The sequence below is a fragment of the Actinophytocola sp. genome (genome assembly GCF_009379765.1).
In the GTDB taxonomy this organism is placed as follows: domain Bacteria; phylum Actinomycetota; class Actinomycetes; order Mycobacteriales; family Pseudonocardiaceae; genus Actinophytocola.
Genome location: NZ_WHTD01000036.1, coordinates 1 through 13,807, shown reverse-complemented (window position 1 = coordinate 13,807; position 13,807 = coordinate 1). Strand labels below are relative to the sequence as shown.

The window sequence follows — 13,807 nt, the reverse complement described above, 5'->3', positions numbered from 1 at the left end:
CTCCGAGATCAGCTGGGGTGCGGCTCGATCCAGTCGTACTCGTTGTCCACGAGCTCCTTGACCAGGCGCAGGTTGTAGCGGTTCATCGCGGCGATCCGCTCGGCCAGCTCACCCACGTGCTTGTCGAACTCCCCGGCCGGGAACACGCTGTTGACCAGCCCGAGCTCCAGCGCCCGCGCCGCGTCCAGCCGGATCCCGGTGAACAGCATCTCCTTGGCGCGTGCCTTGCCGACCCGCTTCGGCAGCCGCTTCACCCCGCCCCACCCGGGCGCCGAGCCGCCGAACGCCGGCTGGTCCGGGTCGGGCCCGCCGTTCATGAACTTCGGTTGGTACGGCGGCCGCGCGGACAGCGTGATCTCGACCAGCCCCAGCTTGGCGTCGTCCGCGGCCACGATGAAGTCCGCGGCGAGTGCCAGCTCCAGCCCGCCGCCGACCGCGTAGCCGTGCACGGCCGCGATGACCGGGATGGCCGACCGCTCGATCATCGCGAACGTCTTCTCGCCGAGCCTGCCCTGCTCGATGCGCTCCTTCGGCGTGAGGCCCTCCGACCAGACCACGTCCATGCCGGCGCAGAACGCGCGCTCCCCGGCGCCCCGCAGCACCGCGACGTGGACGTCCTCGTCGTCGTCGATCTCGGTGAAGACCGTACGCAGCTCGGTCATCGAGGCGGGGGTCAGCGCGTTCAGCTTGTCCGGCCGGTTGAGCGTGATCCACGCGACCCGCTCGTCGATCTGCACGTCAAGGGTTTCGTATGCCATGTTCTCCATCTTCCGACAGGGTCAACTCTTCGGCAGGCCGAGCCCGCGGGTCGCGATCACGTTGCGCTGGATCTCCGTTGTGCCGCCGAGGAAAGTGGCGGCCACCGAGTCGAGTCGCAGGTGGGTGAACGCGGCCCCGAGCGGCGCGCCGTCGCGCCCCCACAGCTGCGCGTACGGTCCGAACGCCTCCGCGCCGGTGCGCGCGAGCCGGCTCGCCAGCTCCGCGCCGAACAGCTGGTTCACCGACGCCTCGTACCCCGGGACCTCGCCACTGACCTGCTTGGACACCGTGTAGCGGGCCAGGTTGTACAGCACCCGGACCTCCGCGTAGCGCCGCGCGATCTCGTGCCGCAGCCGGGCCCGGTCCGGCCGCAGGAACTCGCCGCCCTCCTTCACATAGGAGACCAAAGTGGACAGTGCCTGCTCGAACTTGACGGTGGCGCCGATGCCGGCCCGCTCGAAGCTCAGCGCGGTCATCGCGATGTACCAGCCGCGGTTCTCCTCGCCGACCCGGTTCGCGACCGGGACGCGCGCGTCGGAGAAGAAGATCTCCGCGAACGGCGCGTCACCGCGGATGTCGGTGATCGGGCGGACCGTCACGCCCGGGGTCGCCACGTCCACCAGCAGGAACGTGATGCCCTTGTGCTTGGGTGCCTCGGTATCGGTGCGCACCAGCACGAACAGCCAGTCCGCGTGCTGGCCGAGCGAGGTCCACGCCTTCTGCCCGTTCACCACGTAGTCGTCCCCGTCCCGGACCGCCTTCGTGCGCAGCGACGCCAGGTCCGAGCCGGCGCCCGGTTCGGAGAAGCCCTGTGCCCAGGTCCGCTCGCCGCGCGCGATCGGCGGCAGGTGCTCGGCCTTCTGCTCGTCGGTGCCGTGCGCCAGCAGCGTCGGGCCGAGCAGGAACGCGCCGATCCCGTTCACCGTCGGCACCCGTGCCCGCATCATCTCCTCCTGCAGGATGAACTCCTGCAAGGCGGACAGGCCGGCGCCGCCGTACTCGTAGGGCCAGTGCGGGGTGATCCACCCGCGCTCGGCCAGCGCCGCCGCCCACTGCCGGGCGCCCTCGCGGCGCGCCGGGTCCTCGCTCGCCCGGTCCGCGGGCCAGTTGTAGCCCCACACGTCCTCCGGCTCGAGGCTGTGCTCCGCCTCGGTGTCCGGCCGGTACGCGGCGGGGAACTGGTCGGCGACGAACGCGCGGACCTCCTCACGGAACGCCGCCTCCTCGGGAGTGTCCTCCCAGTTCATGCCGTCCTCTCCTGTCCGGCGGGACTCGCGTCGCCCTCACGGTCCCATGTGGACGATGTGATGCCGTGGTCGCCCTCGGCGCGCAGCCGGTACTTGGCGACCTTGTCGGTGGGGGTGCGCGGCAGCGCGTCGACGAACTCGACGTAGCGCGGCACCATGAACCTCGGCAGCCGCTCGGTGCAGAACTCCACCAGCTCCTCGGGGTCCAGCGAGGTGCCCGGCCGCAGGACGACCGCGAGCTTCACGTCCTCGTCCTCGAGGTCGGAGGGCACCCCGATCGCCGCGCTCTCCAGGATCGCCGGGTGCATATTGACCTCGCACTCGAGGTCGAACGCGGAGATGTTCTCGCCGCGCCGGCGGATCGAGTCCTTCATGCGGTCGAGGAAGTAGAAGTAGCCGTCCTCGTCGCGCCACACCTTGTCCCCGGTGTGGAACCACAGGTTGCGGAACGTCTCCGCGGTCGCCTCCGGCGCGCCGTAGTAGCCGCTGGTGATCACGAACGGCTGCTTGGGCCGCAACACCAGCTCACCCGGCTCACCGGGCTCGACCTCGCGGTCGTGCTCGTCGACCACGGCGGCGTGGAACCGTTCGTCGTGGACGGTGCCGCAGGAGCCGAGCCGCCACTCGCCGTACGGGCTGCCGGTGGCGATGCCCGCCTCGGTGGAGGTGTAGGTCTCCACCGAGCGCACCCCGAACCGCTCGCGCAGCGGCGCGTCCAGCACGGACTTGCCCATGTAGAACATCTCCAGCGGATGGTCGCGGTCCCGGTCGGTCGGCTCGCGGCCCAGCAGGATCGGGATCATCGAGAACACGCTCATCGCGACCTGCGCGTCGAAGTACCGGACGTCGTCCCAGAACCGGGACGCGCTGAACCGGTCGACCACGGCGAGCGCGCCGCCGGACAGCAGCGCCGACATCATCCCGTCCCACAGGCCCGCCGCGTGGAACAGCGGCAGCGGGCAGTAGATCGTCCTGCCCCACCGGTCGAGGAAGTTCAGCGAGTCGTACGCGCAGGTCAGGGCCAGCGCGTGGGAGCACATGGCGCCCTTGGACGGGCCGGTCGTGCCCGACGTGTACATGATCGCCTGCAGGTCCGAGAACACCACGCCCGCACGCGGCTCGTCGTCGCCGTGGTCGAGCAGGCTCGCGAGCGGCACGGCGGCCTTGCTGTCGGGGTTCCTGACGATGGTCCGGCCGAGCCCCGGTAACCGCTCCGCGGGCGGCATTCTGTCCACATAGGACCCGTCGATGATGAGCGTGGTGGCGTCCGAGCTGTACAGCACGTGCCGCAGCAGCTCTCCGCGGTGCGCGGTGTTTACCGGCACCGCCACCGCGCCCACCCGGGCGAGCGCGAAGATCACCGGCACGAACTCGGGGCAGTTGGGCAGCATGACGGCGACGTGGTCGCCCTTGCTGACACCCGACGCGATGAGCCCTTGTGCGAGCCGGTTCGCCATGACGTGGACGTCCCCGTAGGACAGCTCACCGTCCCGAAACTTGAGGAACGGCTCGGTCCGATGGCTGTCCGCCCTGGCCCGGAGGACGTCGCCGAGAACGAAACTCTCCAACGTCTCCTTGCGCATCACACCTCCGCTGGCGCCCCCGCGCCGTTCCCCCATCCGAACACGAATCCGGCGGAGATGCCACCCTCGGGTGATCTCCGACTCGTCAGCGGAGCGTGGTCATCGCAGGTCAGAGCGCGGGTCGGCGGCCGAACGCGCCGATGGTCAGCCAGGTGTAGTCGACGAAGGCGGGGTCCGCGTACCTGGCGTAGGCGTCGGCCAGCTCCTCCTGGCTGACCACGCCGCTCGCGAGCGCGGGCTCTTCGATCAGCCGGTGCGTGGCGGTCAGCCACCGCGCCAGCGCCCCGCCGCCGCGGACCGGGATGATGTGCCCCTCGGCCGTGCACTCGACGAGGCCGGCGTCCTCGAGCGGCACCGGCAGCGTCCGCGCCCACACGGGGTCGGTGCCGACCGACCGGGCCATCAGCGTGGCCAGCGCCGTGAGCCCCTGTCGCACGGCCGGGTCGCTCGACAGCTCCGGGATCGGTGTGCCGCACTCCACGATCAACACGCCGCCCGGCCTCAGCCACGACGCCATCCGCCGGATCGTCTCGTCCCGCCGAGTGATGTGCTCCAGCACGAACCGCGAGTGGATCACGTCGAACTCGCCCGGCTGGTCGTCGGCGACCACGTCGTGGTGCAGCACCCGGATGCCCGACTCGGCGAGCGGGGCGAGGAAGTGGGTGCTCATGTCGGTGGCCGTGACGTTGGCGGCACCGGCCCGGTCGGCGAGCATCCGGGCCACCGAGCCCGCGCCCGCGCCGACCTCGAGGCACCGCCAGCCGGGTGCGACTCCGGCCTGGTCGAGTAATCGTGCGCTGAACGGGTCGAAGACCTCTTGCAGCAGCATCAACCGGTCGTGCTCGGTCTGTGCCTTGGTGTCGACGTACGTGGTCCAGCTGAGAGTCTCCGACATGGGCGGGATCGTACGGGAGATAACAGTCCAGAGTGATCCGATGTATCACCCGAAATGCGGGAACCGCTTCGACAAGAGTCACCAGTTCGCCGGTTTACATCGGATGTATAGGTGCCTAGAGTTCGTGGACGTGCCCCCTGCCGACCCTCGACGAGGAGGAACGCCATGTCCCGCAGGCACTGGCTCATCGCGGCACTGACCCTGCTGACCGTCACGACCCTGCCCGCGACTCTGCCCGCAACGCCCGCGACCGCCGCACCACAGGAAGGACCGGGCGCCAACTACGCCGTCGACGACGCGTTCACCGCGGACCGCACCCAGTGGTGGCGCGACGACCGCTTCGGCATGTTCATCCACTTCGGCGCCTACTCCAACCTGGAGGGCGAGTACACCCGGCCGGACGGCACGGTGTGCCGCAACGCGGAGTGGATCCAGCGCGAGTGCCAGATCCCCAAGGAGGACTACGAGCGCATCGCCGCCGACTTCGACCCGGCCGGGTTCGACGCCGACGCGATCGCGCAGGCCGCCGCGGACGCCGGCCAGAAGTACGTGGTGATCACCTCGAAGCACCACGAGGGCTACGCCATGTGGCCCACCGAGGTCAACGACTGGAACCTGCGCGACCACTCGTCGTTCGACCCCACCCGCGACATCCTCGCGGAGCTCAAGGCGGCCACCGAGAAGCGCGGCATCAAGCTCGGCTTCTACTACTCCATCTGGGACTGGCACGACCCCGACTTCCCCGACCCGGCCACCTTCCCGCGCTACGAGCAGCGGATGTACGCCCAGCTCAAGGAACTGGTCGACAACTACGACCCGGCCGTCCTGTGGTTCGACGGCGAGTGGTCGACCGACCGGCCGAACAACCCGTGGACCGACCGCGACGGCGAGCGCCTGGAGGCCTACGTCCGCTCGCTGAGCCCCGACATCGTGATCAACAACCGGGTCGGCAAGCGCCGCGTCGTCGACGGCGACACCGGCACGCCCGAGCAGGAGATCCCCGACGCGCCGGTCGCCGGCCAGCTGTGGGAGAGCTGCATGACGCTCAACGGCTCGTGGGGCTTCGCGAGGTGGGACACCAACTGGAAGTCGCCCACCGAGCTCACCCGCAACCTCGCCGGCATCGCCGGGCGCAGCGGCAACTACCTGCTCAACGTCGGCCCGGACGCGACCGGCCGCATCCCGGCCGAGTCGGTGTCGCGCCTGAGGACCATGGGCGACTGGCTGCGCACGAACGGTCGCGCGGTGTACGGCGCGCACGCCCCGGGCATCGTCGCCGAGCCGGCGTGGGGCGCGGTGAGCCGGCGCGGCGACCGGCTCTACGCCTCGGTCTACGACTGGCCGGCCACCGGCGGGTCGCTACGGCTCGACGCGCTCGCCCCGTTCCAGGTCACCGGCGCCCGGGTGCTCGGGTCCGACCAGCGGGTCGACGCGCGCCGCGACGGCGACGTCGTGACGATCACCCCGTCCGGCGGACCGACGAGTGACATCGCGACCGTGGTCGAGCTGACCGTCCGAACCGCCCGCCCGGCCGGTGCGGCCCGCGGCACCGGGCTCTCGGCGTCCTTCTGGCCGAACGCGACGTTCACCGGCGACCCGACGGTCACCCGCACGGACCCGGGGGTGAACTACAACTGGAAGTACACCGGCTCGCCCGACCCGGCGATCCCGGCCGAGCCGTTCTCGTCGGTGTGGACCGGTCAGGTCGAGGCGCCGTTCACCGAGACCTACACGTTCACCACGGTCTCCGACGACACCGTCCGGCTGTGGGTCGACGGCAGGCTGGTCATCGACAACACCACCCCGCACGGACCGACCGTCGACCAGGGCACGATCGCGCTGCGGGCCGGCCACCGGCACGCCATCCGGCTGGAGCAGACCGAGCAGGGCGGCGAGGCGTCGATGAAGCTCATCTGGTCGAGCCCGAACATCGCCCAGGAGGTGGTCCCGGCCGCGCGCCTGTACCGGGCGTGACCCTCGTATTGTGGTCGTCGGACGAATCTGTGGACGGGAGCGATTGCCTTGCGGCTCATGCGAGTGGGTGCCCTCGGCGCCGAACGGCCGGTGGTGCTGGATGACGAGGACCGGGCCTTCGGGCTCGCCGGCCTGACCGCCGACGTCGACGGGGCGTTCCTCGCGGGCGGCGGCCTCGCCCGGGTGCGGGCGGCGCTGGCGGCGGGTGAGCTGCCGGCCGAGGACATCGCGGGGGAGCGGGTGGGCGCGCCGATCGCCCGCCCGCCCGCGGTGGTCTGCGTCGGGATGAACTACGCCGCGCACGCCGCCGAGACGGGCGCCCAGCCGCCCGCGCAGCCGGTGGTGTTCTTCAAGCACCCCAACACGGTCGTCGGCCCCTTCGACGACGTGCTGGTGCCGCGCGGCGCGGTGAAGGTCGACTGGGAGGTCGAGCTCGGCGTGGTCATCGGCCGGCGGGCCCGCTACCTCGACTCGGTCGGCGACGCGCTGTCGCACGTGGCCGGCTACGTGCTGTCGAACGACGTGTCCGAGCGGGACTTCCAGCTCGACCCGTCGGTCTCCGGTGGACAGTGGTCGAAGGGCAAGTGCTGCGAGACGTTCAACCCGCTCGGCCCGTGGCTGGTGCCGGCCGAGGAGGTGGCGGACCCGCAGGCGCTGGGGCTGCGCTCGTTCGTCAACGACGAGGCCCGGCAGGACTCGACCACCGCGGACATGGTGTTCGGCGTGGCCGAGCTGATCCACCACCTGTCCCAGTTCATGGTGCTCGAGCCGGGCGACCTGCTCAACACCGGCACCCCGCAGGGCGTCGCGCTCTCGGGCCGGTTCCCGTACCTTTCGGTCGACGACGTGATGGAGATCGAGATCGACGGGCTGGGCCGGCAGCGGCAGGTGCTCGCGAAGGCCTGAGCCGGGGCTTCTGGAAGGAGAGCGTTGACCACGCGGGTCGCGTTGATGGCGACGTGTCTCACCGACACGTTCTTCCCGGACACCGCGCGCGCGGTGGTCCGGCTCCTGGAGCGGCTGGACTGCGCCGTCGAGTTCCCGGCGGCGCAGACCTGCTGCGGCCAGATGCACTACAACACCGGCTACCGGCGGCAGGCCACCACGCTGGCCCGGCGGACCGCGCGGACGTTCGACGGCTACGACGCGGTGGTCGCGCCGTCCGGCTCGTGCGTCGGCATGGTCCGCGACCTGTACCCGGGGCTGCACCGGTCGACCCGGTCGGTCGCCGCGCGGACCTACGAGCTGTCCGAGTTCCTCGTCGACGTGCTCGGCGTGACCGACGTCGGCGCGTACTTCCCGCACCGGGTCACCTACCACCCGACCTGCCACTCGCTGCGCATGCTCGGGGTGGGGGACAAGCCGCTGTCGCTGCTGCGTGCGGTGCGCGGGCTCGACCTGGAGGAGCTGCCCGGACAGACCGAGTGCTGCGGGTTCGGCGGCACGTTCGCGGTGAAGAACGCGGAGACGTCCACCGCGATGCTCGCCGACAAGATGCGCAACGTCCTCGACACCCGCGCGCAGGTGGTCACCGCGGGTGACAACTCGTGCCTGATGCACATCGGCGGCGGGCTGTCCCGGCTGAACACCGGGGTGCGGGCGCTGCATCTCGCGGAGATCCTGGCCAGCACGGAGGAGGAGCCATGGGCCGCAACCCGGTGACCTGGCTGGGCAGTCCCACCTTCCCGCACGCAGCCAGAATCGCGCTCGCCGACACGCAGCTGCGCGGCAACCTCGCGCACGCCACGTCGACCATTCGCACCAAGCGGGCCGCGGCGGTGGCCGAGCTGCCCGACTGGGAGCGGCTGCGGCTGGCCGGCGAGGCCGTCAAGGACGATGTGCTGTCGCATTTGGACGTCTACTTGGAACAGTTGGAGGCGTCGGTCACCGCGCGGGGCGGGGTGGTCCACTGGGCCCGGGACGCCGACGAGGCCAACGAGATCGTGCTCGGTCTCGTCCGCGACGCGGGTGCGCGCGAGGTGGTCAAGGTCAAGTCCATGGCCACCGCGGAGATCGGTCTCAACGAGGCGCTCGAGGCCGGCGGCGTCACCGCGATCGAGACCGACCTGGCGGAGCTGATCGTCCAGCTCGGTGACGACCGGCCGTCGCACATCCTGGTGCCGGCCATCCACCGCAACCGCTCGGAGATCCGGGACATCTTCCGCCGGACCATGCCTGGGGCGTCGGCCGTCACGGACCGCCCGGCCGAGCTGGCGGAGGCGGCGCGGACGCACCTGCGGCGCAAGTTCCTGTCGGCGAAGGTGGCGATCTCCGGGGCCAACTTCGCCGTGGCGGACACGGGTTCGGTCGTGGTGGTGGAGTCCGAGGGCAACGGGCGGATGTGCCTGACGCTGCCGGAGACGCTGATCACCGTGATGGGCATCGAGAAGCTGGTGCCCACGTGGCAGGACCTGGAGGTGTTCCTCCAGCTGCTGCCCCGCTCGTCCACGGCCGAGCGGATGAACCCGTACACGTCGGTGTGGTCCGGCGTGACGCCCGGCGACGGCCCGCGCGCGTTTCACCTGGTGCTGCTGGACAACGGCCGCACCGCGACGCTCGCCGACCGGGTGGGCCGCCAGGCGCTGCGGTGCATCCGGTGCTCGGCGTGCCTGAACGTGTGCCCGGTCTACGAGCGGACGGGCGGGCAGGCGTACGGCTCGGTGTACCCGGGCCCCATCGGCGCGATCCTGACGCCCCAGCTGGGCGCCGGCTCTGGCGATCCCGCCACCGACGCGCTGCTGCATTCGCTGCCGTTCGCGTCGTCGTTGTGCGGTGCGTGTTTCGAGGCGTGCCCGGTCCGCATCGACATTCCCGAGGTGCTGGTGCACCTGCGGAACAAGGCGGTCGACGCGAAGGGCCCGTACGCGCCCGAGGCGGTCGCGATGGCCGCGGCGTCCTGGGTGATGTCCGGCACCCGCCGGTTCCGGGTCGCCCAACGGCTGGCGTCTCTCGCCCGGCTGGTCGCCCGCCGGGGCCGGATCAAACGCCTGCCGTGGCCGGGTTCGAGGTGGACGGACTCGCGCGACGTGCCGGCGCCGCCCGCGGAGTCGTTCTCGGCGTGGTGGCGGAGGACTCGTGGCTGACTCCCGCGACGTCGTCCTGCGTCGCATCCGCAAGGCCCTGTCCGACCACCCCTCGCCGCCCGCCGTGCGTCGCGACTACTTCCGCGCGCGCGACGTCGGTGACGTGGTGGCGTTGTTCGCCGAGCGGGTCGCCGACTACCGCGCCGCGGTCCGCCGCGTGCGCGAGGACTCGTTGCCGTCGGCGATCGAGTCGTCCCTGCGTGCCCGCGGCGCCCGGAAGATGGTCGCCCCGACGGACCTCCCCGGGTGGTGGCGGGTGGGGGAGGTCGTCTGGTCGCTGGACGCCCCGGCCCACCCACTGGCCCGGCGGGTGCTGGACCAGTCCGACGGCGTGCTGACGGGGTGCGCGGTGGCGATAGCCGAGACGGGCACCATCGTCTTGGACGCGGGTTCGGCCCAGGGCCGGCGGGCCCTGACCCTGCTCCCGGACTACCACCTGTGCGTGGTCGAGGCGTCCCAGATAGTCGGCACGGTCCCTGAGGCGTTGGCCCGCCTGAACCCGACGAGCCCGCTGACCTTCATCAGCGGCCCCAGCGCGACGAGCGACATCGAGTTGGACCGTGTGGAGGGCGTGCACGGCCCGAGAAACCTGGAAGTCCTCATCGCGGATTGATCTGACCGCACGCTGATACCAGGTAGCGCACTTATTTGGTGCACGAAGATGAGCTTTATCCGGCAATGACTTGGCATCCAAGTCAACCGCCAAACGGGTGAATAGGATTGTGCGGGGGATGACTCCGCCGGTAACATCCGAACAAGTGTCGCTGCACCTGAGAGGGGCATCCGATGGCGCGTATATGGGAGGCGGATGCGAGCGTCGGCTTCAAGCGGCGTCTGGGAAAGTCCGCTCTTGAGCTCCATAATACGAATGACGATCCTTCTTGCCCCGATATCTGGGAACTGGAGAACGGTGACGTGGCGGTCATTGGTCGAGATCTGACAAATGCCTATGGGTCGAGACTGCCCCAGGGTGTCCATGTTGGAGTAGACGAACGATTGGTCGTGATACCGGGGGTGATGTTGCGTGCGGCGAAGGTGGACATTCCCGATGAGTGAGCCCGGCGTTCAGATCGCGGGCGGGATGATGTTGCCGGATGAGTACTTCGACGACTTTCGGCGTGAGTTCTGGACGGACAATCGCGGGGTGAGCTGGAAGTTCGAACGCCGGCAGGAGTTCGTCGAACCGGAAGACGAGAGTTGGGCGGCGTCCCGGCGCGGCCAGTGGCACGAGTCCCTCAGGATCCTGGAGTCCCGCCGCAAGAGTATCGCCGACTACGAACGTCGGATGGCGCGGAACGGGATCGAGGTTCGACGGGTGCGAGTCGTGGAGAAGCCGGTCAGCGCATACCTGCTCTGGGAGTTGAGCTCACTCGATATTCGCCATCGGTGTGGTGGGAAGATCAGGGTCGTCGACGGTTCTCACGTCGCGCCGTTCGAACGGGACGGACCGTTGCCCGAACTGTTCTTGATCGGCGACAAGGTCGTCTATCAAGTCGTATACGATGAGAGTGGGACTTTGCAGGGAGCCGTGAAGTCGACGGAGGTGGACGCGGTAAGGCATTGGACGGCGTTCGTTCGACATCTGTATGACCTGGGAGAGGAGTTGGACAGTTACTTCGAGCGGGAGGTTGCCGGTCTCATCCCGCATTGTTGACAGTGGCATCGGCTCAAGGCGGACTGGATAGAGCTAGTTGTGAGCAACCAGTCAGAGCGAGGTGACGAGCCCCGCAACGAGCTACGGGGATTCGCCGATGAAGTGGTGCAGGCTCGTGATGTGAGTGGCGGCGTGCATTTTCATCGGTGGGGGCGGTCTTCGGGTCCTGTTCCCAGGCAGCTGCCCGCGGATGTTCGAGGATTTGTCAATCGCACCAGTGATCTTGGGCTCCTGGAGTTTGCGCTCGGTTCGGGTGGTCAAAAGGTCGACCAGATTTCGACATTGGTGGTCGCCGGTACGGCAGGGGTCGGTAAGACATCTCTTGCGGTGCACTGGGCGCACCAAGTGGTCGATCGCTTTCCTGACGGACAGTTGTACGCCAATCTGCGCGGCTACGATCCCGGCACTCCGGTTGGTCCGGCCGAGGTCCTTGATCGCTTCCTGCGTGCCATGGGCCTGTCCGGGGACTCCATCCCCGCGGAACTCGACGAACGCGCCGCGCTGTACCGCTCGCTCCTGGCCAACCGCAGGTTCTTGGTCGTACTGGACAACGCGGCGACCGTAGGTCAGGTGCGTCCGCTTCTTCCCGGCATTGCCGGATGCCTCGTTCTCGTCACGAGTCGCAGCAGGCTCTCGGGGTTGGTGGCGCGCGATGGCGCCTATCGGGTGACCCTGGATGTCCTGCCGCTCGACGACGCTGTTGCGTTGCTGCGGAACTTCACCGCCGAGTACCGGACGGGCGACCCGGAGGAGGACCTGACCGACCTCGCGAGGTTGTGCGCCCGCCTGCCGATAGCGCTGCGGATAGCGGCGGAACGCGCCGTGAGCCGGCCACGGACGCCGTTGCGCGTGTTGGTGGCCGAGCTGCGTGAATCCAATTTGTGGGATGCTCTCACGGCTGGCGACGACGACGAGTCTGCTGCGGTGCACACCGTGTTCGCCTGGTCCTATCGTGCGCTCTCAAGGGATGCCAGTCGCACCTTTCGGTTGCTGGGGCTGTTTCCCGGCCCTAGTTTCAGCCCGGTGGCGGTTGCGGCACTTTCGAACGAGCCGGTGGGAAAAGTTCGCCGCGTACTGGACGACCTGGCAGGTGTGCATCTGCTCGAACAATCACTGCCTGAGAGATATCAGTTTCATGATCTGCTCCGGCTGTACGCGGTCGACCAGGTGCACACGGAAGAGAATGCGGACTCGATATCGGCGACGACGCGGCGCTTGTTCCTCTGGTACCTTCACACGGCTGACGGCGCCGTTCGCGTGCTGGCACCGGAGAGCAGGGCCCGTGAGCTTCCGGAGACCACCGGCGACGTGCCCAGATCGGTATTGTCCGACCATCGAGAAGCTTTGGACTGGTTCGAAGCGGAACGGGACAACCTGCTCTCGGTCGTGCACAGAGCAAGAGAAGCCGAGATGGACGACATAGCATGGCTGCTCTCAGCTACGTTGCGCGAGATCTACGCTCGGTACAACTATTTCGACGACTGGATCAGCACGAGCTCGATCGGGCTGGAGTCGGTTCGCCGGTTGCGGGATCGTAGCGGTGAGGCCGAGATGTTGGAAAGTCTGGGGAAAGCGTACGCGCAGCACGCGGATCGCGACAGGGGTGCGGAACTACAGTCAGGTGCACTGGAGATACGTCGCGAACTAGGGGACCTGGTTGGCGAAGCGACATCCACGAACGCGCTCGGTCTGATGCATTTGCGCAGTCGGAGCCTCGGCGAGGCACTTCGTCTGTTCCAGCGGACGAACGCGATCGCGATCGAGATCTCCGACGAGTACTGGACGGCCGTGTCGAGCAACAACATCGCGAACGTCCTCGTCGAGTTGGAACGGTTCGACGAAGCCAGGGACCTGCTCGGTAAGGCACTCGACGGCTTCCGGCGCCTCTCCGTGCACGGCAGTGCGGGTGACGCGTTGCGCGGCCTCAGCCACGTGTGCCGGTCCGTCGGCGACTACCCGAGGGCGAACGAGTTCATCGACGCGGCGCTGTCGATCGCACGGGAGCGCAAGAACCCCGCATGGGAGGCGTTCTGGCTGCTCGAGCTGGGTCAGGTCAAGATGTCGCTCGATGACCCGGCGGAGGCGCTCGTGGCCTACCAACGCGCCGCGGTGTTGCAGCGCCGGTTGGGCGACCGCAGCAGGGAAGCCGTGGTGTTCGACGCCACCGGGGCGGCGTATCAGCGGCTGGGCCGGCACGACGAGGCGATCGGGTTTCATCGGTTCGCGGTCGCCACATTTCGCGACCTCGACGAGAGATGGCATCTGGCAGTGGCTCTGGAGCACCTGGGGGCAGCACTGTCGGGCATCGAGGACGCCGCCGAGTCGGCGACGTGCCTGCGCGAGGCGCTCACCCTGCTTCGGGCATTCGACGATCCACGCGCCCGGCGCGATGAGCAACGCATCGAGAACGCTCTTGCGGACCGGGACTGACCACCGACGCGCACACGGTGCGGTGAGATCGGCGACACGCCGGGTAGCTGTTCAGCCTTGGTGGCGTGATTACACGGCGGTGATGTCGGGGGTGAGGGCAGGCGGGAGCCACGCACCGGTGGTGAACAGGCGCGTCATCGCGTCAAGCGTGTCCAGACCCCACTTGGTTGCGGTGGACAGGT

General features: G+C 69.0%; 12 protein-coding genes. 8 read left to right on the top strand and 4 right to left on the bottom strand.

The features are described from left to right. Nucleotides 1–8: 8 nt before the first annotated feature. The 4 genes from GEV28_RS13555 to GEV28_RS13540 form a co-directional block, all read right to left on the bottom strand. The gene (locus GEV28_RS13555) at nucleotides 9–758 is read right to left on the bottom strand and encodes an enoyl-CoA hydratase/isomerase family protein (RefSeq protein ID WP_291412257.1); all 750 of its coding nucleotides are present in this window, start codon (nucleotides 756–758) and stop codon (nucleotides 9–11) included. Nucleotides 759–779: 21 nt separating this feature from the next. Next, nucleotides 780–2,006, bottom strand: coding sequence for an acyl-CoA dehydrogenase family protein (locus tag GEV28_RS13550; RefSeq protein ID WP_291412255.1), 1,227 nt, complete (start codon nucleotides 2,004–2,006; stop codon nucleotides 780–782). Next, a complete protein-coding gene (locus GEV28_RS13545) occupies nucleotides 2,003–3,589 on the bottom strand; it encodes an AMP-binding protein (protein ID WP_291412253.1) in 1,587 nt (528 codons plus the stop codon). The genes GEV28_RS13550 and GEV28_RS13545 overlap by 4 nt, the downstream gene beginning before the upstream one ends. Nucleotides 3,590–3,698: 109 nt before the next feature. Further along, nucleotides 3,699–4,484, bottom strand: coding sequence for a bifunctional 2-polyprenyl-6-hydroxyphenol methylase/3-demethylubiquinol 3-O-methyltransferase UbiG (locus GEV28_RS13540; RefSeq protein WP_291412251.1), 786 nt, complete (start codon nucleotides 4,482–4,484; stop codon nucleotides 3,699–3,701). A gap of 165 nt (nucleotides 4,485–4,649) precedes the next feature. Between GEV28_RS13540 and GEV28_RS13535 the strand changes: the two genes are divergently transcribed. The 8 genes from GEV28_RS13535 to GEV28_RS13500 all read left to right on the top strand — a co-directional run bounded on the left by GEV28_RS13535 (nucleotide 4,650) and on the right by GEV28_RS13500 (nucleotide 13,625). Beyond that, complete coding sequence (locus GEV28_RS13535) at nucleotides 4,650–6,458, top strand: alpha-L-fucosidase (protein ID WP_291412249.1); 1,809 nt, start codon at nucleotides 4,650–4,652, stop codon at nucleotides 6,456–6,458. A gap of 48 nt (nucleotides 6,459–6,506) precedes the next feature. Further along, nucleotides 6,507–7,364, top strand: a complete 858-nt coding sequence (locus GEV28_RS13530) for a fumarylacetoacetate hydrolase family protein (protein ID WP_291412247.1) — start codon at nucleotides 6,507–6,509, stop codon at nucleotides 7,362–7,364. Between the two features lie 45 nt (nucleotides 7,365–7,409). Then, entirely contained in the window at nucleotides 7,410–8,120 is a 711-nt protein-coding gene (locus GEV28_RS13525; protein WP_291412337.1) for a (Fe-S)-binding protein, read from the top strand. Next, nucleotides 8,102–9,541, top strand: a complete 1,440-nt coding sequence (locus tag GEV28_RS13520) for a LutB/LldF family L-lactate oxidation iron-sulfur protein (protein ID WP_291412244.1) — start codon at nucleotides 8,102–8,104, stop codon at nucleotides 9,539–9,541. The genes GEV28_RS13525 and GEV28_RS13520 overlap by 19 nt, the downstream gene beginning before the upstream one ends. Beyond that, nucleotides 9,534–10,154, top strand: a complete 621-nt coding sequence (locus GEV28_RS13515; protein WP_291412242.1) for a lactate utilization protein C — start codon at nucleotides 9,534–9,536, stop codon at nucleotides 10,152–10,154. The genes GEV28_RS13520 and GEV28_RS13515 overlap by 8 nt, the downstream gene beginning before the upstream one ends. Nucleotides 10,155–10,327: 173 nt before the next feature. Next, nucleotides 10,328–10,597: a hypothetical protein gene (locus GEV28_RS13510; protein WP_291412240.1), complete on the top strand. Its 270-nt coding sequence runs from the start codon at nucleotides 10,328–10,330 to the stop codon at nucleotides 10,595–10,597. Beyond that, nucleotides 10,590–11,195 carry a DUF6879 family protein gene (locus GEV28_RS13505; protein ID WP_291412238.1) on the top strand — a complete coding sequence of 202 codons (606 nt, stop codon included), beginning with the start codon at nucleotides 10,590–10,592 and terminating at the stop codon, nucleotides 11,193–11,195. The genes GEV28_RS13510 and GEV28_RS13505 overlap by 8 nt, the downstream gene beginning before the upstream one ends. Before the next feature lie 39 nt (nucleotides 11,196–11,234). After that, nucleotides 11,235–13,625: a tetratricopeptide repeat protein gene (locus tag GEV28_RS13500; RefSeq protein ID WP_291412236.1), complete on the top strand. Its 2,391-nt coding sequence runs from the start codon at nucleotides 11,235–11,237 to the stop codon at nucleotides 13,623–13,625. Nucleotides 13,626–13,807: the final 182 nt, after the last annotated feature.

Bases quoted from the DNA above. Each gene is read 5' to 3' on its own strand.
- GEV28_RS13555 (WP_291412257.1), bottom strand. From the start codon at position 758: ATGGCATACGAAACCCTTGACGTGCAGATCGACGAGCGGGTCGCGTGG.
- GEV28_RS13550 (WP_291412255.1), bottom strand. From the start codon at position 2,006: ATGAACTGGGAGGACACTCCCGAGGAGGCGGCGTTCCGTGAGGAGGTC.
- GEV28_RS13545 (WP_291412253.1), bottom strand. From the start codon at position 3,589: ATGCGCAAGGAGACGTTGGAGAGTTTCGTTCTCGGCGACGTCCTCCGG.
- GEV28_RS13540 (WP_291412251.1), bottom strand. From the start codon at position 4,484: ATGTCGGAGACTCTCAGCTGGACCACGTACGTCGACACCAAGGCACAG.
- GEV28_RS13535 (WP_291412249.1), top strand. From the start codon at position 4,650: ATGTCCCGCAGGCACTGGCTCATCGCGGCACTGACCCTGCTGACCGTC.
- GEV28_RS13525 (WP_291412337.1), top strand. From the start codon at position 7,410: ATGGCGACGTGTCTCACCGACACGTTCTTCCCGGACACCGCGCGCGCG.
- GEV28_RS13520 (WP_291412244.1), top strand. From the start codon at position 8,102: ATGGGCCGCAACCCGGTGACCTGGCTGGGCAGTCCCACCTTCCCGCAC.
- GEV28_RS13510 (WP_291412240.1), top strand. From the start codon at position 10,328: ATGGCGCGTATATGGGAGGCGGATGCGAGCGTCGGCTTCAAGCGGCGT.
- GEV28_RS13505 (WP_291412238.1), top strand. From the start codon at position 10,590: ATGAGTGAGCCCGGCGTTCAGATCGCGGGCGGGATGATGTTGCCGGAT.